This is a genomic window from Acrocarpospora macrocephala (genome assembly GCF_009687865.1).
Lineage (GTDB): Bacteria > Actinomycetota > Actinomycetes > Streptosporangiales > Streptosporangiaceae > Acrocarpospora > Acrocarpospora macrocephala.
In genome coordinates this window covers 40944-65761 of the sequence record NZ_BLAE01000026.1, presented here as the reverse complement: position 1 = coordinate 65761, position 24818 = coordinate 40944, and the positions used below count along the sequence as shown (strand labels likewise).

Below are 24818 nucleotides of genomic sequence, written 5' to 3'. Positions count from 1 at the left end.
CCGTAATCGATCTGTATTTGTCACACGGGGAGTCAGAACAAGATCAACACGGTAATGGCGGTTCCGGCCAGGGCGAGGCCGTAGCAGGTCAGCGCGATGAGGCGGTCCCAGCGGGCGATCCCGAGCAGTTCCTCGGCGGTGAACCGGATCCGGTGCGCGGCGTGGAAGAGGGCGAGGAGAACCAGCCCCACCAGCGCCAGCCGTACCAGCACATTTGACAGCAGAGCAGTCAGATCCGGCCTTGACAGGATCCCGAGCGGGACCAGCACGCCCAGGATCAGCACCAGGGCGGGCAGCGTCATCGCCGACACCACGCCGCCGCCCCCGAACAGCAGCCAGAGGTACGGCTCCGCCCGCCGGCGCAGCGGGCTCACGACAGCACCCACAGGATGAGCGCGGAGACCACCAGCCAGGCCGAGAAGTTCCCGCCCGAGATCATGAAGTTGGGCACCCGCCACCCGTCCAGCCGGATCACCGTGGCCTTCGGCGCGAGGTTGAGGAAGGTGACCGCGTGGAAGGCGGTGGCGGCGAACGCGAGCACGTTCACCGCGACCACCCAGGGGGCGCCCGCCCAGGCCCAGAACTCCGGCAGCGTGCCGCCCACGGCCGCGTCCAGGAGCAGGATCAGATAGACGATCGACCAGGCCACGAAGACGCTGGTCAGCTCGCGGAGCACGAACACCAGGTAGGCGCGGCGGCGCAGGAACCAGAGCCGGTCACGCGGCGGCGAGTAGCTCACGGCCGCCTCCTGGTGAAGGGCAGCACGCTGCGCATCGCCGCGGTCAGCTTGTAGCGCTGGATGGCCTCGGCCGGATCCACGTGCTTCGGGCAGGCGGAGGTGCACTCGCCGACGAACGTGCACCCCCACACGCCCTCCTCGGTGGAGAGCACGTCGAACCGGTCCCCCATGTCCCGCGAGTCCAGGTTGTAGCGCTGCGCCAGCGCGATCGCGGCGGGCCCGAGGAAGTCCGGGTCGAGCACGTAGACCGGGCAGGCGGAGTAGCAGAGCATGCAGTTGATGCACATCGAATACTGCTTGTACGCCTCCAGCTGCTCCGGCGTCTGCGCGAACTCCGTCTCGGGCTCCTCCCCCTCCCGGACCAGCCACGGGCTGACCTTCGACAGGTTGGCCAGGAACGGGTCGATGTCCACCACCAGGTCCCTGATCACCGGGAACCCGCGCAGCGGCTCCACCGTGACCGGCCCGGAGTAGTCGGTCAGGAACGTGCCGCAGGTCAGCTTGGGCTCTCCGTTGACGTTCATGCCGCAGGACCCGCAGATCCCCATCCGGCAGGACCAGCGGAACGACAGCGTGCCGTCGACCGTGTCCTTGATGTGGGTGAGGGCGTCCAGGATCGCCCAGTCCTCGCGGTCCGGCACCTCGTAGTCCTGGAACACCGGCGCGTCGTCCACGCCCGGCCGGTAGCGGTTCACTCTCAGGATCATCGTCCGTAGACCCTCTCGCCCGGGGGCCAGCGTGTGATCGTGACGGGCAGCAGGCTGAGCCTCGGCGTCCCGTCGGGGCCGCGATGGGCCAGGGTGTGCGCGAGGAAGGCCGCGTCGTCGCGGGCCGGGAAGTCGGTGCGCTGGTGGGCGCCGCGCGATTCCTCGCGGTTGAGCGCGGAGGCCACGATGGTCTCGGCCACGTCCAGCATGGAGCCGAGTTCGAGTCCGGCCAGCAGTTCGGTGTTGAAGGCGGCGCTGCGGTCCTCCAGCCGCGCCACGGCGGCCCGTTCCCGCAGGTCGGCTAGGGTTCCGGCGGCTTTCTCCAGGGAGTCCCTGTCGCGGTAGATGCCAGCCGACTCCTCCAGCGTGCGCCGCATCAGCGCGCGCACCTCGGAGATCCGCTCCCGGCCGCCGTCCCGCCCGTCCCGCTCTTGTTCCAGCCGCCGCCGCTCGTCCGCGCCCTGCGTCCGGACCGCCTGCTGGTCCGGTTTTGCGGCCTGTACGGCGTACCGCGCCGCCGCCGCCCCGGCCCGCGCCCCGAACACCAGGCACTCGGGCAGCGAGTTGGACCCCAGCCGGTTGGCGCCGTTGATGCTGACGCACGCGGTCTCCCCCGCCGCGTACAGGCCCTGCAGCGGCGTCTCCCCGTCCACGCCCGTGTGCACCCCGCCCATCATGTAGTGCACCACCGGCCGCACCGGGATCAGATCGGTGACCGGGTCGAGCTTCTCGTAACTCAGGCACAGCTCCCGCACGAACGGGATCCGCGCGTTGATCTTGGCTTCGCCGAGATGGCGCAGATCGAGGTAGGTGACCTGCCCATACGGGGTCTCCACGGTGCGCCCACGCTGCATCTCGTGCACGAACGCCTGCGACAGCCGGTCCCGAGGGCCGAGCTCCATGCTGCGCAGCTTCGGCGTGTCGGTGGGCACGCCGAGGTCGTAGTCCTGCAGGTAGCGGTAGCCGTCCTTGTTGATCAGCCAGCCGCCTTCGGCCCGGGCCGCCTCGGTGATGAGGATGCCGGTGAACGGCAGCCCGGTGGGGTGATACTGGATGAACTCCATGTCCTTGAGCGGGGCTCCGGCCCGGTAGGCGAGGGCCATGCCGTCGCCGGTCTTGATGGCGGCGTTGGTGGTGAAGGGGAAGACCTGGCCGCAGCCGCCGGTGGCCAGGATGACGGCGCGGGCGGCGATGGTGTCGATCCGGCCGGTCCTGATGTCGATCGCGGTGACGCCGTGCACACGCTCGCCGTCGGTGACCAGGCGGGTGGCGTACCACTCGTCGAACCGTTTGATCTCGGTGTGCTTGAGGGTGGTCTGGAAGAGGGTGTGCAGCAGGTGGAAGCCGGTCTTGTCGGCCGCGTACCAGGTGCGCAGCTGCTTCATCCCGCCGAACGGGCGGACCGCGACCCGGCCGTCCGGTTCCCTGCTCCACGGGCAGCCCCAGTGTTCGAGCCGGATCAGCTCGCGCGGGGCCTCCCGGACGAAGGCCTCGACGGCGTCCTGGTCGCAGAGCCAGTCGCCGCCGGAGATGGTGTCGTACGCGTGCTCGTCGAGGCTGTCGGCCAGGCCGATCACGGCGGCGGCGCCGCCTTCGGCGCTCACGGTGTGGCTGCGCATCGGGTAGACCTTGGACAGGATGGCCACCGTGGCGTCCGGCTCGGCCTCGGCGACCGCGATGGCCGCGCGCAGACCGGCGCCGCCGCCGCCCACGATAAGGACGTCTACTTCCTCAGCAGCCATGGTCCGGGCCGAACTCGTCGCTGACCCTGCGGCCGTCGTGGCGGGTGGCGTGCACGTGGATGCTGCCGTCGTGGTACTCGTGGCGCATCCTGCGGCAGCCGCAGTCGAAGTAGTCGTCCCGGATCAGCAGCCCGTCGCCGTCCTCTTCGACGAAGTGCTCACCACCACCCTTCCGTCCGCAGGGCGCGAGTAAGTCATGGAAGGTCGTGCGCGTTCCGGTCATCTTCGCCCTCCTTCCGAGATCAAGGGTGCCTTCCACACAAGCACCGCTATGGCCCTTCGGAAAGGCCAGAACATCCTTTCGGGGTGTTCGCACTCACTCGGAATCCGGCCATAGGGTCGAAACTGTGAAAGATCTCATCGCCGCACTCCCGGAAGGCCGCGTCGTCACCGATCCGGACGTGATCGACTCCTATGCCCGCGACCGCACGTTCCTCGGCCCTGGCCAGGCCGCGGGAGCGGTGCTCGCCCGCACCCGCGACGAGGTCGCGACCACGCTGAAGTGGGCGAGCGCGCACCGGGTGCCGGTGGTGCCCCGCGGCGCCGGGACCGGCCTCGCGGGCGCGGCCACCGCCATCGAGGGCTGCCTGATCCTGTCGCTGCACCGGATGACCGCCATCACCGAGCTCTCCCCGGCCGACGAGATCGCGGTCGCCCAGCCCGGAGTGATCACCGCCGACCTGGACCGGGCCGCCCGCGCCCACGGCTTGATGTACGCCCCTGACCCCTCCTCCTATGAAATTTCCACCATCGGCGGCAACCTGGCCACCAACGCGGGCGGCCTGCGCTGCGTGAAATACGGCGTCACCCGCGACTCCACCCTCGGCCTGGAGGTCGTGCTGGCCGACGGGCGCGTCCTGAACACCGGCCGCCGCACCATGAAGGGCGTCACCGGCTACGACCTGACCGGCCTGTTCGTCGGCTCCGAGGGCACCCTGGGCGTGATCACCGAGGCCACCCTGCGGCTGCGCCGCGCGCCCGCCGAGCCGCCCGCCACGATCGCGGCCGAGTTCACCTCGTTCCGGGACGCGGCCGCGGCGGTGGCGGCGATCATCGCGGCCGGGTGCCAGCCGTCCATGCTGGAGCTGCTCGACCGGGCCACCCTGAAGGCCATCGACGACTGGAAGCACATCGGCCTGGAGGCGGCCACCCAGGCGATGCTGATCGGCCAGTCCGACGCCGCCGACTCGGCCACGGCCATCGCCAGGATGGGCGAGCTCTGCGAGGAGAACGGCGCGACCTTCGCGGCCGTGTCGAGCACCCCCCAGGAGGCCGAGGAGCTGGTCGCGGTGCGGCGGCTGGCGTACGAGGCGAAGGAGCGGCTGGGCGCGTGCCTGGTGGAGGACGTGTGCGTGCCCCGGTCCGCGCTGCCGGAGATGATCTCGGCGGTGGAGGCCGCCGGGGCCCGGCACGACGTGCTGATCTGCACGGTGGCGCACGCCGGAGACGGCAACGTGCATCCGGTGTTCGTCTTCGACCGGGGCTTCGCCGAGCCGCCGCCGCAGGTGTGGGCCGCGGCCGACGAGGTGTTCCGGGCCGCGCTGCGGCTGGGCGGGACGCTGACCGGGGAGCACGGGGTCGGCCTGCTGAAACGGCGCTGGCTGGCGCTGGAGGCCGGGCCGGTGGTGACCGACCTGCAGCGGGAGATCAAGGCCGTCTTCGACCCGCTGAACATCATGAACCCGGGCAAAGCCATCTGAGGTACCGTTCTGCCACACTAGTCACGAAATTTCGGGGGGTGTGGTGGAAGGCGATCCGAGTCGGCTGGGGCCGTTCGTGATCGTCAGGCGGCTGGGCGAGGGCGGGCAGGGGGTCGTCTTCCTCGGGGAGGGGCCGTCTGGCGAGCAGGTGGCGATCAAGCTGCTGCACACCCGGCTGACCGCCGACGCCGACGCCCGCTCGCGCTTCCTGCACGAGGTGGCGCTGGCCCAGCGGGTGGCCCGGTTCTGCACCGCGCCCGTCCTGTACGCCGACCTGGCCGGGAACCAGCCGTACATCGTGAGCGAGTTCGTGCCCGGCAAATCCCTGCGCGACCTGGTCGAGGAGGAGGGCCCGCGCCGGGGCGCGGCGCTGGATCGGCTGGCGATCAGCACGGCCACCGCGCTGGCCGCCATCCACCGGGCGGGGATCACGCACCGGGACTTCAAACCGGCCAACGTGCTGATGGGCCCGGAAGGCCCGGTCGTGATCGACTTCGGGGTGGCCAAGGCCCTGGACTCGCCGCAGACCACGGGAACCGGGACGACGATGGGGACGCCGTCGTATCTCGCGCCGGAGTTGATGAGCACCGGGGTGGCCACGGGCTCCTCGGACGTGTTCGCGTGGGCGGTGACGATCGTCTACGCGGCGACGGGCAAGCCCGCGTTCGGGGCCGATTCGATCCCGCAGGTGATGCACCGGATCCTCACGAGCCCGCCTGATCTGGGGGAGCTGTCCGGGCCGCTGCGCGACCTGATGCGGGTCTGCCTGGCCAAGGATCCGGCGCTGCGGCCCACGGCCGAGGCGATCGTGGCGCATCTCACCGGCGGTCCCGCCATCGACCTGACCCCGTCCGCGCCCGGGCGGCGGCGCAAGCCGGTGCTCCTGGCGGCGGCCGTCACCGCGGCGGCGCTCGCCGTGACCGCCGCGGCGGTGATCACGCTGCGCCCCTCCGAACCCGCCGGACCTTCGCCGACCCCCGCCGCCGCGCTCCCCTCGGCCGCTCCCCCGCCGTCCCCCAGCCCTCGCCGCCCGTCCGCCACCCGGTCGGTACGGCAGCAGCCCGCCCCCACCCGCAGCACGGTGGTCCCGGTGAAGCAAGCGCTCCCGGTGAAGACCCCCAGCCCGTCGCCCTCGCCCACGCCGTCCCCAAGCCCTTCGCCCAGCGTGACGCCCACCGTGAAACCCACCGTGCCGCCCACGCCGAATCCACGGAACCCGCGCGGGCTCTGCGGCTGGGCCTTCAAGATCGTCGACTCCCATGGCTGGAACGGCAAGGGCACCACGTACCTGCTGGTCAACGAATCGACCGGCCGCGCGTGCGTGGTCACCCTGTCGACCAACGTGATGCCTGGCAAGGTCAGGATGGGGGTCTCGCTGCGGGTCCAGGGCGGCCAGAACGCGAGCGACTGGCGCAGGCACAGCACGCACACGGGCCCGATCAAGCTGCCCGCCGCGGGCAAATGTGTCATCTGGGGCGGCGGCTACGGCCAGGCCACCTGGAAGAGCGCCTGGTCGCACTGCGGCTCCTGAGGCCGGTCACAATATAGATCGCACGAGGGGAGGGTTCATGAGTGTGATCACCAGCCGGCTGGACACGTCCGCCGCCGAGTACGAGGCGCGCCGGGCCGCCATGCTGGCCAAGCTCGCCGAGCTCACGGCCGAGCAGGAGAAGGCGGTCGGGGGCGGCGGCGAGAAGTATGTGGACCGGCATCGCGCCCGGGGCAAGCTGCTGGCCCGGGAGCGGATCGAGCTGCTGATCGACCAGGATTCTCCGTTCCTGGAACTGTCGCCGCTGGCCGCGTGGGGCAGCGATTTCCCGGTCGGGGCGAGCGTGGTGACCGGGATCGGCGTGGTCGAGGGCGTCGAATGCGTGATCGTCGCCAATGACCCGACCGTGCGCGGCGGCGCGTCCAACCCGTGGACGCTGCGCAAGACGCTCCGCGCGGCGGACATCGCCCTGCGGAACCGGCTCCCGCTCATCAACCTGGTCGAATCCGGCGGCGCCGACCTGCCGACGCAGAAGGAGATCTTCATCCCGGGCGGCCGGATATTTCGGGATCTGACCCGGTTGTCGGCGGCGGGGATTCCCACCATCGCGCTGGTCTTCGGCAATTCGACGGCCGGGGGCGCGTACGTTCCCGGCATGAGCGATCACGTCGTCATGGTGAAGGAACGCGCCAAGGTGTTCCTCGGCGGCCCGCCGCTGGTCAAGATGGCCACCGGCGAGGAGGCCGACGACGAGTCGCTCGGCGGCGCCGAGATGCACGCCCGCGACTCCGGCCTGGCCGACCACCTGGCCGCCGACGAGCACGACGCCCTGCGTATCGGCCGCCAGATCGTCCGCCGCCTCGACTGGCGCAAGCTCGGCCGCCGGCCCGAACCGGCGGAGGATCCCCGCTATGACGAGGACGAGCTGCTCGGCGTCGTCCCCGAGGATCTGCGCGTCCCGTTCGACCCGCGCGAGGTGATCGCCCGGATCGTGGACGGAAGCGACTTCGACGAGTTCAAGCCGCTGTACGGCGCGAGCCTGGTCACCGGCTGGGCCAGACTGCACGGCTACCCCATCGGAGTGCTCGCCAACGCGCAGGGCGTGCTGTTCGGCGCGGAGTCGCAGAAGGCGGCCCAGTTCATCCAGCTGGCCAACCAGTCCCGGACTCCGCTGCTGTTCCTGCAGAACACCACGGGTTACATGGTGGGCAGGGACTACGAACGTGCCGGGATCATCAAGCACGGCTCGATGATGATCAACGCGGTGGCCAACTCGACGGTCCCGCACATCACGATCGTGATGGGGGCCTCCTATGGCGCGGGCAACTACGGCATGTGCGGCCGGGCGTTCGATCCCCGGTTCCTGTTCGCGTGGCCGAGCGCCAAGGCGGCCGTGATGGGCCCGGTCCAGCTGGCGGGCGTGCTCTCCATCGTCGGCAGGGCGGCGGCCGAGGCGCGCGGCCAGGTCTACGACGAGGAGGGCGACACCGCGATGCGGGCCATGGTGGAGGCCCAGATCGAGGCGGAGTCGCTGGCGTTCTTCCTGTCCGGCCGCCTCTACGACGACGGGGTGATCGACCCGCGCGACACCCGCACCGTGGTGGGCCTGTGCCTGTCCGCGATCAACAACGCCGCCGAGCCCGAGCCCGCCGGGTTCGGCGTCTTCCGGATGTGAGCCGCATGACCGTGCAGAGACTTCTGGTCGCCAATCGGGGCGAGATCGCGCGGCGGGTGTTCCGTACCTGCCGGGACCTGGGCATCGAGACCGTCGCGGTGTTCACCCATGCGGACGCCGGCGCGCCGCACGTGGCCGAGGCCGACCACGCGGTGTTGCTGGGCGACGGGTCGCCGAAGGCGTACCTGGACATCGGGCTGGTGGTGGAGGCGGCGCGGGTTTCGGGGGCGGATGCCGTACATCCGGGGTATGGGTTCCTGTCGGAGAACGCCGCGTTCGCGCGGGCGGTGCTGGAGGCGGGGCTGACCTGGATCGGTCCGCCGCCGGAGGCGATCGCGGCGATGGGCTCGAAGATCGAGGCCAAGGCGCTGATGGCCGAGGCGGGCGTGCCCGTGCTGCCCAGCCTGTCCGAAGGGGACGCCGGTCCCTTCATCGTCAAGGCGTCGGCCGGGGGTGGCGGGCGTGGCATGCGGATCGTGCACGATCCGGCGGAGTTGCCCGAGGCGCTCGAATCGGCCCGGCGGGAGGCGGAGGCCGCGTTCGGGGACGGCGACGTGTTCGTCGAACGGTTGCTGGTGGGCGCGCGGCACGTCGAGGTGCAGATCCTGGCCGACGCGCACGGCACGATCTGGGCGCTCGGCGAGCGTGAGTGCTCGATCCAGCGCAGGCACCAGAAGGTCGTCGAGGAGGCGCCCTCCCCCGCCGTCACCCCGGAGTTGCGCAAGGAGCTGGCCGAGGCGGCGGTGAACGCCGCCCGGGCGATCGGCTATCGCGGGGCGGGCACGGTGGAGTTCCTGCTGGCCGACGAAGGGTTTTACTTCCTGGAGACCAATACGCGTCTCCAGGTCGAGCACCCGGTCACCGAATCCGTGTACGGCGTGGACCTGGTCCGCCTGCAGATCGAGATCGCCGAAGGGGCCACCCTTCCCGGGCTGCCGCCGAGCCCGGTCGGCCACGCCATCGAGGTCCGCCTGTACGCCGAGGATCCCGCCCACGACTGGCGTCCCGGCAACGGCCCGCTGCACCGCTTCGAGATCCCCGGCGTCGAGTCCGAGTTCACCGTCAGCGGCCTGCGCCTGGACTCCGGCGTGGTCGACGGCTCCGCGATCGGCACCCACTACGACCCGATGCTGGCCAAGCTCATCAGCTACGCCCCCACCCGCGAGGCTGCGGCCCGCCGCCTCGCCACCGCCCTGGCCAGGGCCCGGATCCACGGCCCCGCCACCAACCGCGACCTGCTGGTCAACGTGCTCCGCCACCCCGAGTTCCGGGCGGGCGCGATCGACACCGGCTTCCTGGACCGCCACGACCTCACCGCCCCGCTCGCCGGCCACGAGGCGGTCCGGGTCTCCGCGCTGGCGGCGGCGCTGGCCCAGGCCGCCGCGAACCGCGCCACCGCCAAGGTCCTGGGCGGCCTCCCGAGCGGCTGGCGCAACGTGCCCGCCAAACCCCAGCGCACCGAATTCACCGAGCAGACCATCACCTACCGCCTCACCCGGGACGGTCTGCACTCCCTCCCCGGCGTCAGCCTGATCAGCGCCGACGACACCCACGTCGTCCTGGACGCCGCCGGCGTCCGCCGCAGGTTCGACATCGCCGCCTACCCCGGCGCGACGTTCGTCGACTCCCCCCTCGGCCCGGTACGGCTCACGCCCGTCGACCGCCTCCCCGAACCCGCCGAGAAGGCCGCGCCCGGATCGTTGCCCGCCCCCATGCCGGGCACGGTCCTCCGCGTCGAGGTCAAAGCGGGCGACCCCGTGACCCAGGGCCAGCCGGTCGTGGTGCTGGAGGCCATGAAGATGGAACATCGAATCCTCGCCCCGGCGGAGGGCGTCGTGGCGGAACTGAACGTCGCCCCCGGCGATCATGTCGAGGGCGGGACCGTGCTCGCGGTCATCCAGAAGGGCGAGTAGCGCATGGAAAGTGTGGTTCACCTGGAGACGAGCCGGGGCATCGCGACGGTCACGCTCGACTCACCGCGCAACCGCAACGCCCTGTCCCGGCAGCTGATCGAGGAGCTGTCCGGCCACCTGGAGGCCGCCACCGCCGACGAGGACGTGCGCGCGGTGCTGCTGACCCACACCGGCACGGTGTTCTGCGCGGGCGCGGATCTGGGCGAGGCCGCCGCCGAGGGCATGGACGCGGGCAGCCGGCGTCTGATCGATCTGCTGACGCTGATCGTCGAGTTGCCCAAGCCTGTGCTCGCCAAGGTGACGGGGAAGGCGCGGGCGGGCGGGCTCGGCCTGCTCGGGGCGTGCGACATCGTGATCGCCGACGACCGGGGCGACTACGCGTTCACCGAGGCGCGGCTCGGCCTGAGCCCGGCGATGATCTCCCTCACCCTGCTGCCCCGCCTGGACGCCCGCGCCGCCGGACGTTATTTCCTCACCGGCGAGACGTTCGGCGCGCCGGAGGCGGAGCGGATCGGCCTGCTCACAAAGGCCGTACCCGCCGACGAGCTGGACGCGGCCGTCGAGACCGTCCTGGCGGGCCTGCGCGCGGGCTCGCCGCAGGGGCTGGCCGAATCCAAGCGCCTGGTCACCGAGCAGGTCAGGCACGCCCTCGCCGAGCGCGGCGCGGAGATGGCCGCCCGATCCGCCCAGCTGTTCTCCTCGGCCGAAGCCCGCGAGGGCATGAGCGCGTTCCTGACGAAACGGCCCCCGTCCTGGGCCGTTCAGTGAGCGCGCCACTGCGCATCGCCAACTGCTCCGGCTTCTACGGCGACCGGCTGTCAGCCGCGCGGGAGATGGTCGAGGGCGGCCCGATCGACGTCCTGACCGGCGACTGGCTGGCCGAGCTGACCATGCTGATCCTGGCGGGGAACCAGCTGAAAGGTCGGCCAGGTTATGCGCCGACCTTCCTGACGCAGCTGGAGCAGGTGCTCGGGCGCTGCCAGGAGCGCGGCATCAAGATCGTCTCCAACGCTGGCGGGCTGGATCCGGCGGGGTGCGCGCAGGCGGTCGCCGACCTGGCGACCCGTTTGGGCATTCACGGGCTGCGGATCGCGCACGTCACCGGGGATGACGTGCGGGAGCTGGCCGGGGAGGGGGCGGTCACCGCCAACGCGTACCTGGGCGGGCGGCCGATCGCGGCGGCGCTGGCGGCGGGCGCGGACGTGGTGGTGACCGGGCGGGTCACCGACGCCGCCCTGGTCACCGGGCCCGGCATGTGGCGGCACGGCTGGGGCCCCGGCGACCTGGACGCGCTCGCCGGTTCCGTGGTCGCCGGGCACGTCATCGAGTGCGGCTGCCAGGCCACCGGCGGCAACTACGCCTTCTTCGAGGAAGTGCCCGACCTGGCCGACTGCGGCTTCCCCATCGCCGAGCTGCGCCCCGACGGCTCGTCGGTGATCACCAAGCATCCGGGCACCGGCGGCCTGGTCAGCGTCGGCACGGTCACCGCGCAACTGCTGTACGAGATCGCGTCCCCGCGCTACCTCGGGCCGGACGTGACCGCCCGCTTCGACACCATCCGCCTCACCCAGATCGGCCCCAACCGCGTCCTGGTCACCGGCGTGACCGGCGAACCCCCGCCGGAGACGCTCAAGGTCGCCGTCAACCGGCTGGGCGGCTACCGCAACACGATGACGCTCGTGCTCACCGGCCTCGACTTGGCCGCCAAAGCCCGGCTCGCGGAAAAGGCGATCTGGGCCAGAGTGCCGAAGGAGTCCTTCGAGCAGGCGCACGTGGACCTCACCCCGCTGGACGCCGAGACGGCCCTACTCCGGATCACCGTCATGGACCCCGACCGGAAGCGGGCCGGGCGCGCGTTCTCCGCCGCCGTCGTGGAAACCGGCCTGGCCTCCTACCCGGGCCTCTACGGCCTCACCCCGCCCGGCGACGCCACCGCCTACGGCGTCTACACGCCGTCCACGATCGCCAGAGACAAGGTCCACGTCCAGGTGTGGCTGGACGGCCGGGAGATCCCGGTCCCTCCCGACGATCCCCCGCGACCCCTGCAGCGCCCCACAGCGCACGCGAGTGGGCTCCCGTACGGCACCCATGTCGGCCCGTGGACCACCGCCGGGCTCCCTTTCCCCGCCGATGTGACCGAGGAGACCGTCCCGCTCGGCCGCATCGCCGGCGCCCGCTCCGGCGACAAGGGCGGCGACGCCAACCTCGGCGTCTGGGTCCGCAGCCCGGAGCAGTACACCTGGCTGTCGGACTACCTCACGGTCGAGCGCCTGCGCGAACTCCTGCCCGAGGTCCGCGACCGGCCCATCGAGCGTTTCGTCCTGCCCAACCTGCTCGCCCTCAACTTCGTCGTGTACGGCCTGCTCGGCCAAGGCGTCGCCGCCAGCCCCCGACTAGACCCCCAGGCCAAAGCACTGGGCGAACGCCTAAGAGCAGTTCGGGTGCCTTTGCCCAGTTTGTGAGTTTTCTGAATGGCATACCGCAGAAACATGAGCCATCCTACAATTGCCCGCAATTGCGGCAATTGTTCGGGGAAGGACGTCGTCATGCGACTCCGATTTCTAGGCTCCACCTCCGAGGCGGGGGCCTGCCCCTCACTGTACGAGACCGACCGCGGCACCATCGTCGTCCAGGGACTCGAACTGGTGGACGCGGACGCGCGGGCCGATCTGCGGCACGTGCTCGACGGGGAGACCGCCGTGGAGGTTCCACGGGAACTGCTGGTCGAGATCGCCAGAAGGGTGCTGAGTTGATCGGACTGTTAGGGAGATCCCTATGGTCTGAGCGGCGGTCGCGCGTCTACCTTTGAGCGCACTACGGCCGGAGGTTATTGGTGAGCGGGTTCCAGCAGGCGCGGATCGATCTCGGGTTGCAGCTGCGGCAATTGCGGGAAAGCGCGCACCTGTCGGGCAAGGATCTCGCCGAACGGCTCAGCTGGCAGCCCTCCAAGGTCTCCAGGATCGAGAACGCGCGGCAGACCGCCACCGAGGACGACGTGGTGGTGTGGGCGCAGGCCGTACGGGCCGAACCGGCGGTGGTGGACGGGCTGATCCAGCAGGCGGTCGGCCTGGTGGAGCGGCAGGACTCCTGGCGCGGGCGGCACAAGAGCGGACTCGCCGCACTCCAGGAGGACATTCGTGACTTAGAGTCACGAACCCGGACGTTCCGGGCGTTCGAGCCAGGGGTGGTGATCGGCCTGCTCCAGACCTCCGAGTACGCCCGCCACATCTTCGCCAAAGTCCGCCGCCTGTACGAGGCCACCGACGACGTGGACGCCGCCATCCGCGTCCGCATGCAACGCCAGGAGATCCTCTACGACCCCACGCGCACGTTCCGTTTCATCATCCCGGAGTCGGTGCTCTACTACCGGCTCGCCCCGATAGACGTGATGCGCGGCCAGCTCGACCGGTTACTGGCCGTCACCACCCTGCCCAACGTCGAGTTCGGCATCCTGCCGTTCACCACCCCGCTCCCCTCGGCCCTGCTCAACGCCTTCTGGATCTACAACGACGCGCTGGTGGCGGTGCCCACCAGGACCAAGGACATCCTGCTCCGCGACCCCGACGACATCGCCTTTTACGCGCGCGCATTCGAGGAGTTCGCCGAAGTCGCCGCCTTCCGGGAGGAGGCACGGTCGGTTCTGGTGCGGGCCGCCGACGACTACGCGAAACAATCGGTGGATTAGCGGCAACAATTGCTTGCACTGTAGAAGTCAGCCGTGCAATCCTTTTCCCTTAACCGGGAGGTGATTGTGCAATGCTGGACACATTGTCCTGCCTTGAGCGGTTCGCTGCCGCGACACGGGAGCACATCGATCTTTCGGTCCGGGTGATGACCGCGGCCCCGCCCCGGGTGCAGGTCCGCAACCGGTTCAGCGACAACCTCACCGAGACGGTCACCTGCACCGAGCGCGGCGCCTTCATCACCTCCTGGGGTTACCGTCTCGGCACGGTGGACTCGGTCGAGGACGCCGCCGCCCGGCTCGCCTACCTGATGGCGGCGCTGCCCGCGTAGTCGCGGGCCATCCGCTCCAGATTCACCAGGAACCTTCTGGCGTCGTCCTCGCCGTGCTGGACCGACACCGTCCACTGCTCGCACTTGCCCCACGGCGGCAGGAACACCCCGCCGTTGTGCTGGTAGAGCCAGTGCGCCTGCCCCCACTGGTCGGGATAGTCCAGGAAGTCCCGGTAGTTGCGGAGCAGCCGGTCGTGGAAGATCACCGCGCCCTTGGCGCCGAACGACTGCACGTATCCGGCCAGGCCGTGCGCCCGCAGGATCGCCGCCGCGCCCTCGGACATGATCGCCCGCAGCCGTTCGAAGTGCCGGTACGCGCCGTCGTCCAGCACGTCCAGCAGCACCGTCCTGGCCGCGGCCATCGTGAGCGGGTTGCCGTTGAAGGTGCCCACCTGCTCGTAGACGCCCTCGGCGATCAGGCCCATCAGCTCGGGGGTGCCGCCGATCGCGCCGCAGGGCAGCCCGCCGCCGAGCGCCTTGGCCAGGCAGATCAGGTCGGGCACCACGCCGAGCAGCTCGCCGGCCCCGCCGGGAGCCACCGCGAGCCCGGTCTTGACCTCGTCGAAGGCCAGGTAGGCGCCGTACCGGTTGAGCAGCGCCTTCAGCGTCCCCAGGTAACCGTCCGGCGGCGGGATCAGCCCGATGTTCATCATGATCGGTTCGACGATCATCCCGGCGATCTCACCCGGGTTCTCGATCAGCACCCGCTCGACCGCCTCCAGGTCGCCGAACGGCACCACGATCGTCAGCCGGGCCAGGTCCGGCGGCACGGCCAGGCCCTGCCGCACCGAACGCGGCCGGAAGGCGGGCCCGGCGTCCTCGGCCGACGGGTAGACCGACACCTGCACCGAGTCGTGGTGGCCGTGGTAACTGCCCTCCACCTTGATGATCTTCATGCGTCCTGTCGCCACCCGCATCAGGTGCACCGCGTCCATGGTGGCCTCGGTGCCCGAGTTGCCGAACCGCCACATCGGCAGGCCGAACCGGTGGGCCAGCGCCCGCGCGACCACGACCGCGTCCTCGGTCGGCTGGGCGAAGTGGGTGCCCTTGCGGACCCGCGCGCCGACCGCCTCGACGATGGCGGGGTGGGCGTGGCCGACCAGGCCGACGCCGAAGCCGCCGTGCAGGTCCACGTAGGAGGTGCCGTCCACGTCGACGACGCGGGAGCCGGAGCCGTGCGAGATCCACACCGCGCCGGGGGGCGCGTCCTGCCAGTTGGAGGCGACGCCGCCGGCCAGCACGTCGGCGCAGTCCCGGCGGATGCGCCGGGATTCGCCGGTGCGGGCCAGGAAGGCGGCTTCCTGGTCCTCGATCATGCTGTCCAGTCGTGCCAAGCTGTCCGGGCGAACCAAGGGCTCGCTGACGACAGACATGTCAGATCCTTTCGGGAAGGGCCGGAGCTCGGCCCGTGAGATACGCGGTCGCCATGGTGGCGATCCACTGGTAGGTGACGTCCTCGTCCACGGTGAACGGGCCTGGCAGGTAGCCGCGCGAGTTGACGCCGCGCTGCACGCCCTCGCAGGCCGACCAGTCCTGGCGGTTGGTGACGTCCCAGAAGTCCACGGCGTAGGCGACCTCGGTGGTGCCCGGCGGGAACAGCCACTGGCAGGTGACCTTCGTCCGGCCGCCGCTGACCGGTTCGAGCACGTGGGTCATGACGTAGTCGGGGTGCATGCTGAGCAGCAGGTTCGGGAACAGCTGCACGTATTCCACGATGCGCAGCCGCTCGCCGGTGATCCCGGGCAGCGGCCCGGCCCCCGAGGAACCGTCCATGGACATGGTCTGCGCGCCTTCGACCAGGTCCATCCTGCCCCCGGCCCACAGGCCCTCCGGGCGGTAGTTGTCGCCGCTGTCCGGCGGGGAGACCCGGCACAGTTCGGGGTGGATGGCCGGGCAGTGATAGCACTCGTGGTAGTTCTCGACGGCCAGCTTCCAGTTGGCGTCCAGCTCGTAGTCGTGCGAGGCGGCGACCTCCAGGCCCGCCATGCCGTACGGGGCGACGATCTCCTCGAGACCGGCCAGATACTCCCCGATGGGCGGCGCGTCGCCGGAGGCGTTCACGAACACGAACCCATGCCATTCGACCACCGGCACCGGCACCAGGCCGAGCTTGGGCGGTTCGGCCCGGGGCACCTTGTGCAGGTCGCCGCGCAGGTCGTAGACCCAGTTGTGGTACGGGCAGGCGATGAACCGGCCGGTGGCGCTGGACCCGCAGGGCAGCAGCTCGTGGCCGCGGTGGCGGCAGACGTTGTAGAAGCCGCGCAGCGTGCCGTCGCCGTCCCGGACCAGCAGCACCGAGTCGTCGCCGACGGCCACGGCCATCCGGGATCGGGGCGCGAGCGTGTTGGCCCGGCCCGCGCACACCCAGCCGCCGCCGAAGACGACGCGCCGTTCCCACGCCAGGACCTCGTCGCTCGTGTACGCCTCCCGCGGCAGCATCATCCCCGGCGGCTCCAGGCACGCCCGGACGGCATCGAGGTCCAGCGGAGCCGGCGTCATCGCCACCACTTCCTGTCGTTGAGAATCCGCTTGCCGCACAGATATCCGGCGATGCCGGTCACGCCGCCGCCGCCGTGGGTGGCCGACGAGCACTGGTAGAGGCCCTTCACCGGGGTCGTGTAGTCGGCGAAGCCAGGGGCGGGCCGCAGGTGGAAGAGCTGGTCGGGGGAGAGTTCGCCGTGGAAGATGTTGCCGCCGACCAGGCCGTACTCCTCGGCCATCTGGTGCGGGCCGATCACCTGGCGGTGCAGCACGGAGGCCTTGAAGCCGGGGGCGAGCTGGTCGTAGCCCTCGATGACGCGGTCGGCGTAGGCGTCGAGCTCCTCGGTGTGCGGTTCGCCGGCCCAGGTGTGCGGGACCCACTGGGTGAACATCGACATGATGTGGGTGCCTTCGGGGCAGAGGGTGCGGTCGAGGGTGGAGGGGATCACGCTGTCGGCGAAGGGGGCGGTCGCGGCGCGTCCCGCGCGGGCGTCCTGGAAGGCCTGCTCGATGTACTCGATGGAGTGGCAGAGCTCGACGGAACCGCTGAGCTGCTCCTCGGTCAGGTCCGGATTCGCCGTAAATTTCGGGAGTTCGGAGAGGGCGACGTTGATCTTGACGACGCCGCTGCGGGAGCGCCATCGTTCGATGTCGGCGACGAAATCGTCCGGGAGGTGGGTTCGGTCCAGCTGGTCCAGGAAGGTGATTCTCGGGTGGGTGGCGGCGACGACCGTACCGGCCTGGAATTCGCGGCCGTCGCGGAGGGCGACGCCGGTGACGCGTCCGCCGGACACCAGGATGCGGGCCACCGGCGCGTCGGTGAGCACGGTCGCCCCGAAAGCCTCCGCCGAGCTGCGGATCGCGGCGCTGACCGCGCCCATGCCGCCGACCGGGTAACCCCAGCTGCCCATCTTGCCGTCGCCGACGTCGCCGATCGTGTGGTGCATCATCACGTAGGCGGTGCCGGGTTCCGCCGGTCCGGCCCAGGTGCCGATCACGCCGTTGATGGCCATCATGCCCTTCACCTCGGGCGACTCGAACCACTCGTCGAGCAGGTCGGAGACCGACATGGTGAACAGGCGGACCGCGTCGGCGGCGCCCCGGGTCGACAGGCCGCGCATGCCCCAGGCCAGGCGGAGCTGCTCCAGCAGGTCGCGCGGGCGGGTGGAGCCGACATTGGGCGGGGTCTTCATCAGCAGCGGGGAGAGCACGTCGCCGATACCGCGCAGCCAGGCCTCGTATTTCGGCATGTTCTCGGCGTCCTTCGGGCTGAAGGCGGCCAGCTGGGCGTGCTCGTGGGCGGGGTCGCCGGTTTCGGTGAGCAGGGATCTGCCGTCGGGGAACGGGACGAAACTCGGGCCCATCGGGATGACCTGGTAGCCGTGTTCGGGCAGGCGCAGGTCGTTGAGGATCGTGGGGGGCATCAGGCTCATCACGTACGAGAGCGCGGTCACCTTGAAGTCGGGGCCCCAGGGGGTCTCGGTGGTGGCGGCGCCGCCGGTGACGGGGCGAGCCTCGAGGACGAGGGGCTTGAGGCCCGCGCGGGCGAGGTACGCGGCGACGACGAGCCCGTTGTGCCCGCCGCCCACGATGATGGCGTCGTATGTCTGCTTGAGGTCGGTCGGCTTCAGGTCCACTGCGAGAACCCCTTCTGCGCGGCGTTACGACCCGGAAAACTTGTGTCCGCAAGCCTTGTGGCCTTTGGTCCTCAGCGACAGACTAACTGGGCAACCAGTCAGTCTGGCAAGAGGTGATTTGGGTTCCAGAAGAGAGACCGCCATGCCCCCCTCGATAGATAGACGCAAGTTCCTGCTGGTCAGCGCCCTCGCGAGCGTGACCGCCGCGTGCGGATCCGAGCGGCCGAGAAGACCCTCCGCCGCCTCCGCGGTGCCACTCAGCCGGACCGACTCCCCGGCCGCGCTCCCCCTGCACGACGACGTGCCGATGATCGCCAACGGCCTGTCACCGGAGACGGGTGGCACGCTGAAGTTGCTCAACTACGCCGAGTACATCTCCCCTGATGTGGTGAAAAAGTTCGGCAAGGAGCACGGGGTCGAGGTGGAGATCACCACCTTCACCACGCAGGAGGAGGCGATCGCCAAGCTGCGTACGGCCGGAGCCTCCTTCGACGTGTGGTTCCCCACGCCCGACGTGATCGGCAAGTCGGCGGTGGGCAAGCTGCTGCTGCCGTTGAACAAGACGTATCTCGGGAATCTGGGCAACACCTGGCCGCAGTTGCAGAGTCCGTTCTATGACGAGGGCGCGCGGTATTCGGTGCCGTACAACGCGTACACGACCGGGATCGGGTATCGGGCCGACAAGGTCACGGACGTGACCGGGTATGACCTGCTGTGGAATCCGGCGTACAAGGGCAAGGCGTACCTGATCGACGACCCGCGGGAGGCGCTGGCGCTGGCCATGCTGAAGAACGGGTCCATCGAGATCAACACCGAGGATCCCGCCAAGATCGCCCAAGCCGGGACCTGGCTGACCGAGCTGGTCGACCTGATGAACATCAAGCTGGGCATCACCGCCTACCAGTACGTCCCCGAGGGCCAGGCCACCGTGCACCACTGCTGGTCCGGCGACATGATCAACGCGCAGTCGTACCTGCCGAAGGGGGTCAAGGCCGACGTCCTCGGCTACTGGTACCCCAGCGACACCACCGGCGTGGTCGGCACCGACTCCATGGCCATCCCCCGCACGGCCACCAAGCCGGTCCTCGCCCACATGCTCCTCAACCACCTCCTGGACAACGGCGTCGGCCAGGAGAATTTCTCCTACACCGGCTACCAGCCCGCGCTGACCGCGATCACCCCCGAGAAGATGGTCACCGACGAGTTCGTCACCGAGCAGCTGAAGAGCGCGATCGTCACCCCGGACGTGTACGCGCGCAGCCAGCAGATCTTCCAGATCACCCCGGCCGCGGAGGCGCTCTGGAACGACTCGTGGGCCAAGTTCAAGGCTGGTCAGTGACGCGTCGGGGCCGCACCGGGCTGTGGGCGGCGCTGGCCGCCCCCGGCACGCTGTGGATCCTCGCCCTGTTCGCGGTCCCGTTCTACGCGGTCGCCGCCGTGGCCTTCGGGTACACCGATCCGGTGTTCAACTCGCCGGTGCCGGAGTGGGATCCGCGCTACTGGGACTTCACGGCGTTCGGCGAGATCCTGTCACGGTCGATCTCCGGGGATCTGCGGCCGGTGTTCCTGCGCACGCTGCTCTACGTGCTGCTGGCGCTGGCGATCTGCGTGCTGGTGGGGTATCCGGTGGCGTACTACCTGGCCAGGCATGCCGGGCGGCGGCGCGGGCTGCTGCTGGCGTTGATCCTGGCGCCGTGGTGGGTCAACTACATCACCCGGATGCTGGCCTGGCTGAACCTGCTGCAGGACGACGGCTATGTCAACGACCTGCTGCTGCTCACCCGCCTGGTGGAGGAGCCGGTGCAGTGGCTGTCGGGCAGACCGGTGACCGTGGTCCTCGCCCTCGTTTACGGATATATCCCGTTTTTTATCGTGCCGTTGTTCTCGTCGCTGGACCGGATCGATGAACGGCTGCTGGAGGCCGCCCGGGATCTGGGTTGTTCGGGCCGCCGGGCGTTCTGGCATGTCACGCTGCCCTTGTCCCGGTCCGGGCTGATGACGGCAGGGGCGATCACCGCGCTTCCCATGTTCGGCGACTACTACACGAACACGTTGGTATCCGGCTCCCCCAAGACGACGATGGTGGCCAACCAGATCGAGCTCTATCTGCTCGGCGGCAACCGCAAGGAAATCGGCGCGTCGCTGGTGCTGCTCATGTCGGCGCTGCTGATGGTCCTGATGGCGTACTACCTGGTGGCTTCCCGCCGCGCCGAGGAGGCGACCGCATGAAACGCCGTTCTATCTTCCTGGCGTACTACCTGGTGGCCTCGCGGCGGGCCGAGGAGGCCGGCGCATGAGACGGCGTCCTATCTTCCTGGCCACGCTGACCTGGGCATATGTGGTGTGGTCGCTGGTGCCGGTGCTGGTCGCGATCCAGTTCTCCTTCAACGACGGCAAGTCTCGCAGCGCCTGGCAGGGCTTCTCCACCCAGTGGTACGTCGGCGGGAGCGGCTCGGTGGCCGAGGACCCCTCCCTCCGCCTGGCCCTGACCAACACCCTGATCCTGGCCGTCCTCACCACACTGATCGCGACCCCACTGGGCGTGGCGATGGCACTCGGCCTGTCCCGCTGGAAGGGCCGCACCAGCCGCGCCGCCAACGGCCTCATGCTCCTCCCCCTGGCCACCCCCGAGATCGTCATGGGCAGCGCCCTCTACCTGGTCTTCACCAACCTCTACCTGTTCGTCCCCCTCGGCCTCCCCGCCCAGGTCCTCGGCCACGTCACCTTCTCGGTCTCGTACGTCGTCGTGATCGTCCGCTCCCGCCTGGCCTCCATCGGCTCCGACTACGAAGACGCCGCCCGCGACCTAGGCTGCAACCGCCTCCAAGCCCTCCGCCTGATCCTCCTCCCCCTCCTCTCCCCCGCCATCTTCGCCGGCGCCATGATCGTCTTCGCCTCCTCCATGGACGACTTCGTCATCTCCGCCTTCCTCTCCCCCGACGCCTCCACCGCCACCGTCCCCATCAAGCTCTACACCGCAGTCAGAAACGCCCCCACCCCCGCATTGAACGCCCTGGCCACCCTCCTCCTGGCCGCCTCAGCCCTAGCCCTCATCCTGGCCTGGCTCGTCCTCCGCCGCCGCACAGGCACCAAAGCCCTGGAGCAAATGGCCTCCTTCTAACGCCATCAGAGCGTGTTGAGAAGTGGCAATACCGGTTGATAACGGTCAGCGTGTTGTTCCGGCGTACGGCGTGAAGATCGCCAGCATGGTCGGGTGCCACGCGAGCGCCGCTACCCCTCCGACCCGACCGACGCGCAGTGGGCGCTGATCGAGCTCGCGCGGGTGCGGACGTGGCTGGAACCGGAGGCCGAGGTGCTGCAGGGTCCTCTTCAGGGAAGGTTGCGGAAGACGCCTGAAGCTTTGCCGATCACTCCGGTGGCCAGGAGCGGGCCGCCGGGGACGGCCGACAGCGAGGTCAGCTCGCCGCCAGACGGAACCCTGGTCCAGTGACCGGAGGGGTCGCGGTGGGTGAGGGCGGAGTCGTAACCGTTGATGTCGGTGGAGCCGAGAAACCAGTGGCCGCCCCCGCCGTCGGGGACGGGCGGGAGGCCACGGATCATGCGTCCGGCCGTCGCGGAGGTGTCCTCGCCGCGCCAGGCGGAACCGGTCTGGGAGAGCAGGAACGACGACGCCCCGATCTCCCCGGTGATCCAGATGCCGGACGGGTCGGCGGTGATGGCGGTCAGCCGAGGGCCGGGCGGGTCGGGCGGGAAATCTTCGAAGGGGGGCGGGGCCTTGGGTAGGGCCGGGGTCAGGTTGACTCGGGCCCAGACCTTGCCGTCGAAGTGGTGAACCCAGGGCGCGTCGCCGTCGAGGGCCCAGATGTCGGAGGCGGAGCGGGCGCTGACTCGGAAGGCGCGGAAGGAGACGCCCTGTTCCGACCAGGTGGCGCCGTTGTAGTGCCAGGCCTTGTGGTCGCCGAAGACCCACACGTCGTTGTCAGCGGTGACGGCGAGGCTCCCGGCCGTAACGGGCAGCATCTGGACGATCGTCCAGGCGCGTCCGTCCCAGCGCAGGACGGAGGTGTTGCCTTCGTCGCCGGCCAGGGCCCACACGTTGGAGGGGGCGGACGCGGCGACCGAGCCGATGTTGCCGCGTTTTACCGGGAAGTCGCTTTTCGTCCAGCGGTCGCCGTCCCGGTGGAAGGCTGTGGGGCGGTGTGGGCCGTCGGCCATCGGGAGCCAGGCGCCGATGCCGAGGATGTCCCAGCCGAAGGCCCAGGCGTCGTGCTCGCCGGTGGCGATGACCTGTCCGTAGGTGACCGACGACTGGGCGGCCACCAGTTTCCAGCGGTCGTTGCCGTCGTCCCAGGGGGCCGTCCACCAGAGCCAGAGGCCAGCGGCGGCTGCGACGGCGGCTGCCCACCCGAGCCACAGGCCGGTGGCGGCCAGCTTCAGAAACATAATCGAAGCGTATGAAGGCCGCCAGAACGGCGCATGAGTATTCGTGCTCAGCTGGATGGGCATAGGGCGCAGAGGCGTTCATGGCGATGGGGTTGTTGCTGGGGAGCCGACGCGGCGGCAGGCTGAGTCCCGGCAGCGGATCGAGGAGCATGGTGAGCAACTCGCCGAGATGCGGGCGCGGCTGGAGGCCGAGGAGGATCGGTTGTCGCGGTCGCTGATCGCGCAGGAGATGGCGACCGAGAGAACCAGCGCTTTCGCCACCGCCGTCACCAGGACGAACATACCCTCACAGCCTGATCGAACCAGTCACTGCGGAAGAGCCACACTCAACGGAGTAGCCCTTCTCAAACGCGTTCTCATCCTCGCCTGGCTGGTCCTCCGCCACCGCACCAGAACAAAGGCCCTAGAACAAATGGCCTCATTCTGAAATGTAACTGGTTAGATATGGACAGGGGTTCGAGACCGGCTCTCCCAGGGCGCTGACCTGCGACTATTCAACGAGATCGTATGGCTGAAGTGCTCCGCCAAGTCGAGGAATCTGACCGAAAGGCTGCATGAGGTGCACTCAGAGGGTGCACTCAGGGGCTTATGGCCAACCATCCCCGGGCTGCTGACCTGGGGAAACGCATCGCCGAGAGGTACCTAACCAGTTACTCTGCTTTCCGGGCCACGCGTTTCTAACCGACGTCATACGGAAGCACCTCGATGACCACGAAACTCTCCGTGGGGTTCTGACTCTACGCCTTTTCCACCAGGTCGGCGGCCTCGTCCTCCAGAACAATGATAGAAGACAGGACGTCGTCCCCGAACACCTCCATGAAAACCTTCGCATTCCAGTGGGATGCGGTCAGCGGAGAAGCCAGCCACTATTAACACGTACCGTATCTTCCGATGACCGACTCTCACCCTGCACATAAGAGAAGTACATGCGCCACTTCGTGGCGCTCCCGTGGAGGACGAACTGGGCTCCTCGGAGTCCCCGAGCAGGTGCAGAGCGCTGCATGAGCGCGTCGCTGGGATCGACGTGCACGAGGATATGATCAAAATTGGGATTCGCACGCCCGGGCATCGGGCGTGGACTCGCACCTCGGAGGTGCTGGAGTACAAGACGTTCTACGGAGTGCTCCAGAAGATGGCCGCCGACCTGCGTGAGCCGGGCGTCACCCACGTGGTGATGGAGGCCGGCGGGGCCCACACCGAGCCGGTCTGCTACGCGCTCGCCGAGCGGGACTTCACCCAGGTCGCGATGATCAACCCGGCCCACGCCAAAGCGCTGAAGGGGCACAAGACCGACGCCCGCGACGCCATACGATTGGCGGAGTTGTTCGAGTGCGGGCTGCTGCACGGCAGCTACATCCCTTCAGCCGAACCGAAGGAGATCCGGGACCTGACCAGGTATCGGACCAAGACGGTCCAGGCCCGCACCTCGGAGGTTTAACGGCTGGCCAAGACCCTGGAGTCGGCGGGAATCGAGCTGGGTTCGGTGGTCTCGGAATTGACCGGCGTCCTCGGCCACCTTGATGATCGAGGCGCTGATCGACGGGGAGCGGCGCGGGAGCGTGCCGGCCGATCTGGCGATCGGCCGGATGCGTACCGCGGGCAAGCTGGCCGATCTATCCCAGGCCCTGGTCGGTCGGTTCACCGACCATCACGCGCTGCTGTGCCGGATGCACCTGGACCGGATCGCCCTGTTTGATGCTGCGGTCGCCGGGATCGAGCAGAAGTTCCAGGCCAAGGTCGTCGGCTACCGGCGGGAGCTGGACCTGTTGCGGTCCATCCCAGGGTTCGGGGACGCGGTGGCACACGCCTGGCTCGCCGAGATCGGTCCGGCTCCCCAGGAATACTTCGACAGCCACGACAAACTCGCCTCCTGGGCGAGTCTGTGCCCGGGTAACCAAATGAGCGCCGGCAAGCGTGAGCACGGCAGGACCGGTGACGCTGGCACCTACATCAAGCCGATGCTGGTGCAGGCCGCCTGGGCGGCGGTCAAGTCCCCCGGGCGATTGCAGGCCAGGTACCAGCGCCTGGTGCGCCACTTCGGCGGCTCGAAGCACCCAGCCGCGAAGAAGAACGCCGTCATCGCGATCGCCCACACCCTGTTGAAGATCGCCTACAAGGTGCTCGCGAGCGGCGCGCCGTATGAGGACCTGGGCGCGGACTTCTACACCAGGCGCGAGTCCCCCGAGCAGCGCCAGGCCTATCTGATGCGGCAACTGGAAAAGCTCAATCCCGGCTGCACGATCACCATCGCATCCGCGGAGGACGTCTGAGGTCGGCCACTGCCCGCCCTTCCCCTGACCGTGGAGTCGCTCACCTG

At 69.5% G+C, this 24818-nt stretch carries 23 protein-coding genes; 14 read left to right on the top strand and 9 right to left on the bottom strand.

Annotated features, from left to right (window positions below; genetic code table 11):
- Positions 1-32: 32 nt before the first annotated feature.
- Genes frdD through Amac_RS22885 form a run of 5 tightly spaced genes read right to left on the bottom strand, consistent with a single transcriptional unit; the run spans position 33 to position 3411 of the window.
- The gene (gene frdD, locus Amac_RS22905) at positions 33-374 is read right to left on the bottom strand and encodes a fumarate reductase subunit FrdD (protein WP_218041231.1); all 342 of its coding nucleotides are present in this window, start codon (positions 372-374) and stop codon (positions 33-35) included.
- On the bottom strand, positions 371-739 hold the full coding sequence (locus tag Amac_RS22900) for a succinate dehydrogenase/fumarate reductase transmembrane subunit (RefSeq protein ID WP_155356434.1): 369 nt from the start codon (positions 737-739) through the stop codon (positions 371-373). Before Amac_RS22900 ends, frdD begins: the two co-directional genes overlap by 4 nt.
- Positions 736-1446 (bottom strand): succinate dehydrogenase iron-sulfur subunit, encoded by a 711-nt coding sequence (gene sdhB / locus Amac_RS22895; protein ID WP_155356433.1) that lies wholly within the window; start codon positions 1444-1446, stop codon positions 736-738. The genes Amac_RS22900 and sdhB overlap by 4 nt, the downstream gene beginning before the upstream one ends.
- Entirely contained in the window at positions 1443-3188 is a 1746-nt protein-coding gene (gene frdA / locus Amac_RS22890) for a fumarate reductase (quinol) flavoprotein subunit (RefSeq protein ID WP_155356432.1), read from the bottom strand. Before frdA ends, sdhB begins: the two co-directional genes overlap by 4 nt.
- Positions 3178-3411 carry a hypothetical protein gene (locus Amac_RS22885; protein WP_155343747.1) on the bottom strand — a complete coding sequence of 78 codons (234 nt, stop codon included), beginning with the start codon at positions 3409-3411 and terminating at the stop codon, positions 3178-3180. The genes frdA and Amac_RS22885 overlap by 11 nt, the downstream gene beginning before the upstream one ends.
- A gap of 124 nt (positions 3412-3535) precedes the next feature.
- On the opposite strand from Amac_RS22885, the gene Amac_RS22880 reads away from it, so the two are divergent.
- The 9 genes from Amac_RS22880 (at position 3536) to Amac_RS22840 (ending at position 13979) form a co-directional block, all read left to right on the top strand.
- A complete protein-coding gene (locus Amac_RS22880) occupies positions 3536-4888 on the top strand; it encodes an FAD-binding oxidoreductase (RefSeq protein ID WP_246268591.1) in 1353 nt (450 codons plus the stop codon).
- 76 nt (positions 4889-4964) lie between these two features.
- A complete protein-coding gene (locus Amac_RS57385) occupies positions 4965-6419 on the top strand; it encodes a serine/threonine-protein kinase (protein WP_281356322.1) in 1455 nt (484 codons plus the stop codon).
- A gap of 37 nt (positions 6420-6456) precedes the next feature.
- A complete protein-coding gene (locus Amac_RS22870; RefSeq protein WP_155356431.1) occupies positions 6457-8052 on the top strand; it encodes an acyl-CoA carboxylase subunit beta in 1596 nt (531 codons plus the stop codon).
- A gap of 5 nt (positions 8053-8057) precedes the next feature.
- On the top strand, positions 8058-9965 hold the full coding sequence (locus Amac_RS22865) for an acetyl/propionyl/methylcrotonyl-CoA carboxylase subunit alpha (protein ID WP_155356430.1): 1908 nt from the start codon (positions 8058-8060) through the stop codon (positions 9963-9965).
- 3 nt (positions 9966-9968) lie between these two features.
- Positions 9969-10733 carry an enoyl-CoA hydratase family protein gene (locus Amac_RS22860; protein ID WP_155356429.1) on the top strand — a complete coding sequence of 255 codons (765 nt, stop codon included), beginning with the start codon at positions 9969-9971 and terminating at the stop codon, positions 10731-10733.
- A 65-nt stretch (positions 10734-10798) separates the two neighbouring features.
- Complete coding sequence (locus Amac_RS22855) at positions 10799-12427, top strand: acyclic terpene utilization AtuA family protein (protein ID WP_246268596.1); 1629 nt, start codon at positions 10799-10801, stop codon at positions 12425-12427.
- Positions 12428-12511: 84 nt separating this feature from the next.
- A complete protein-coding gene (locus tag Amac_RS22850; RefSeq protein ID WP_155343741.1) occupies positions 12512-12718 on the top strand; it encodes a hypothetical protein in 207 nt (68 codons plus the stop codon).
- Between the two features lie 80 nt (positions 12719-12798).
- Positions 12799-13650 (top strand): helix-turn-helix domain-containing protein, encoded by an 852-nt coding sequence (locus Amac_RS22845; RefSeq protein WP_155356427.1) that lies wholly within the window; start codon positions 12799-12801, stop codon positions 13648-13650.
- A gap of 71 nt (positions 13651-13721) precedes the next feature.
- The gene (locus Amac_RS22840; RefSeq protein ID WP_155356426.1) at positions 13722-13979 is read left to right on the top strand and encodes a hypothetical protein; all 258 of its coding nucleotides are present in this window, start codon (positions 13722-13724) and stop codon (positions 13977-13979) included.
- Here Amac_RS22840 and Amac_RS22835 read toward each other — a convergent pair.
- The 3 genes from Amac_RS22835 to Amac_RS22825 are packed head-to-tail and all read right to left on the bottom strand — an operon-like array spanning position 13952 to position 18097.
- Positions 13952-15352, bottom strand: a complete 1401-nt coding sequence (locus Amac_RS22835; RefSeq protein WP_155356425.1) for an aspartate aminotransferase family protein — start codon at positions 15350-15352, stop codon at positions 13952-13954. The genes Amac_RS22840 and Amac_RS22835 overlap by 28 nt on opposite strands.
- Position 15353: 1 nt before the next feature.
- Positions 15354-16478, bottom strand: coding sequence for an aromatic ring-hydroxylating oxygenase subunit alpha (locus tag Amac_RS22830; protein ID WP_155356424.1), 1125 nt, complete (start codon positions 16476-16478; stop codon positions 15354-15356).
- Positions 16475-18097, bottom strand: coding sequence for a phytoene desaturase family protein (locus tag Amac_RS22825; protein WP_218041230.1), 1623 nt, complete (start codon positions 18095-18097; stop codon positions 16475-16477). The genes Amac_RS22830 and Amac_RS22825 overlap by 4 nt, the downstream gene beginning before the upstream one ends.
- Positions 18098-18239: 142 nt before the next feature.
- Here Amac_RS22825 and Amac_RS22820 point away from each other — a divergent pair, with 142 nt between their 5' ends.
- From Amac_RS22820 to Amac_RS22810, 3 genes are all read left to right on the top strand, one after another.
- Positions 18240-19436 carry a polyamine ABC transporter substrate-binding protein gene (locus Amac_RS22820; RefSeq protein ID WP_170322598.1) on the top strand — a complete coding sequence of 399 codons (1197 nt, stop codon included), beginning with the start codon at positions 18240-18242 and terminating at the stop codon, positions 19434-19436.
- Positions 19433-20326 (top strand): ABC transporter permease, encoded by an 894-nt coding sequence (locus tag Amac_RS53765; RefSeq protein ID WP_170322597.1) that lies wholly within the window; start codon positions 19433-19435, stop codon positions 20324-20326. Before Amac_RS22820 ends, Amac_RS53765 begins: the two co-directional genes overlap by 4 nt.
- A 64-nt stretch (positions 20327-20390) precedes the next feature.
- Positions 20391-21218, top strand: coding sequence for an ABC transporter permease (locus Amac_RS22810; protein ID WP_155356421.1), 828 nt, complete (start codon positions 20391-20393; stop codon positions 21216-21218).
- 209 nt (positions 21219-21427) lie between these two features.
- On the opposite strand, the gene Amac_RS22805 is transcribed toward Amac_RS22810, so the two are convergent.
- Positions 21428-22501, bottom strand: coding sequence for a hypothetical protein (locus Amac_RS22805; protein ID WP_155356420.1), 1074 nt, complete (start codon positions 22499-22501; stop codon positions 21428-21430).
- A gap of 949 nt (positions 22502-23450) precedes the next feature.
- Between Amac_RS22805 and Amac_RS22800 the strand changes: the two genes are divergently transcribed.
- Together Amac_RS22800 and Amac_RS22795 are read left to right on the top strand one after the other, a co-directional pair.
- Positions 23451-23939, top strand: coding sequence for an IS110 family transposase (locus Amac_RS22800; protein WP_307729753.1), 489 nt, complete (start codon positions 23451-23453; stop codon positions 23937-23939).
- An 82-nt stretch (positions 23940-24021) separates the two neighbouring features.
- Positions 24022-24771, top strand: a complete 750-nt coding sequence (locus Amac_RS22795; protein ID WP_155356418.1) for a transposase — start codon at positions 24022-24024, stop codon at positions 24769-24771.
- Positions 24772-24818: the final 47 nt, after the last annotated feature.

Bases quoted from the DNA above. Each gene is read 5' to 3' on its own strand.
- sdhB (WP_155356433.1), bottom strand. From the start codon at position 1,446: ATGATCCTGAGAGTGAACCGCTACCGGCCGGGCGTGGACGACGCGCCG.
- frdA (WP_155356432.1), bottom strand. From the start codon at position 3,188: ATGGCTGCTGAGGAAGTAGACGTCCTTATCGTGGGCGGCGGCGGCGCC.
- Amac_RS22885 (WP_155343747.1), bottom strand. From the start codon at position 3,411: ATGACCGGAACGCGCACGACCTTCCATGACTTACTCGCGCCCTGCGGA.
- Amac_RS22870 (WP_155356431.1), top strand. From the start codon at position 6,457: ATGAGTGTGATCACCAGCCGGCTGGACACGTCCGCCGCCGAGTACGAG.
- Amac_RS22865 (WP_155356430.1), top strand. From the start codon at position 8,058: ATGACCGTGCAGAGACTTCTGGTCGCCAATCGGGGCGAGATCGCGCGG.
- Amac_RS22860 (WP_155356429.1), top strand. From the start codon at position 9,969: ATGGAAAGTGTGGTTCACCTGGAGACGAGCCGGGGCATCGCGACGGTC.
- Amac_RS22855 (WP_246268596.1), top strand. From the start codon at position 10,799: ATGGTCGAGGGCGGCCCGATCGACGTCCTGACCGGCGACTGGCTGGCC.
- Amac_RS22850 (WP_155343741.1), top strand. From the start codon at position 12,512: ATGCGACTCCGATTTCTAGGCTCCACCTCCGAGGCGGGGGCCTGCCCC.
- Amac_RS22840 (WP_155356426.1), top strand. From the start codon at position 13,722: ATGCTGGACACATTGTCCTGCCTTGAGCGGTTCGCTGCCGCGACACGG.
- Amac_RS22835 (WP_155356425.1), bottom strand. From the start codon at position 15,352: ATGTCTGTCGTCAGCGAGCCCTTGGTTCGCCCGGACAGCTTGGCACGA.
- Amac_RS22830 (WP_155356424.1), bottom strand. From the start codon at position 16,478: ATGACGCCGGCTCCGCTGGACCTCGATGCCGTCCGGGCGTGCCTGGAG.
- Amac_RS22820 (WP_170322598.1), top strand. From the start codon at position 18,240: ATGCCCCCCTCGATAGATAGACGCAAGTTCCTGCTGGTCAGCGCCCTC.
- Amac_RS22810 (WP_155356421.1), top strand. From the start codon at position 20,391: ATGAGACGGCGTCCTATCTTCCTGGCCACGCTGACCTGGGCATATGTG.
- Amac_RS22805 (WP_155356420.1), bottom strand. From the start codon at position 22,501: ATGTTTCTGAAGCTGGCCGCCACCGGCCTGTGGCTCGGGTGGGCAGCC.
- Amac_RS22795 (WP_155356418.1), top strand. From the start codon at position 24,022: ATGATCGAGGCGCTGATCGACGGGGAGCGGCGCGGGAGCGTGCCGGCC.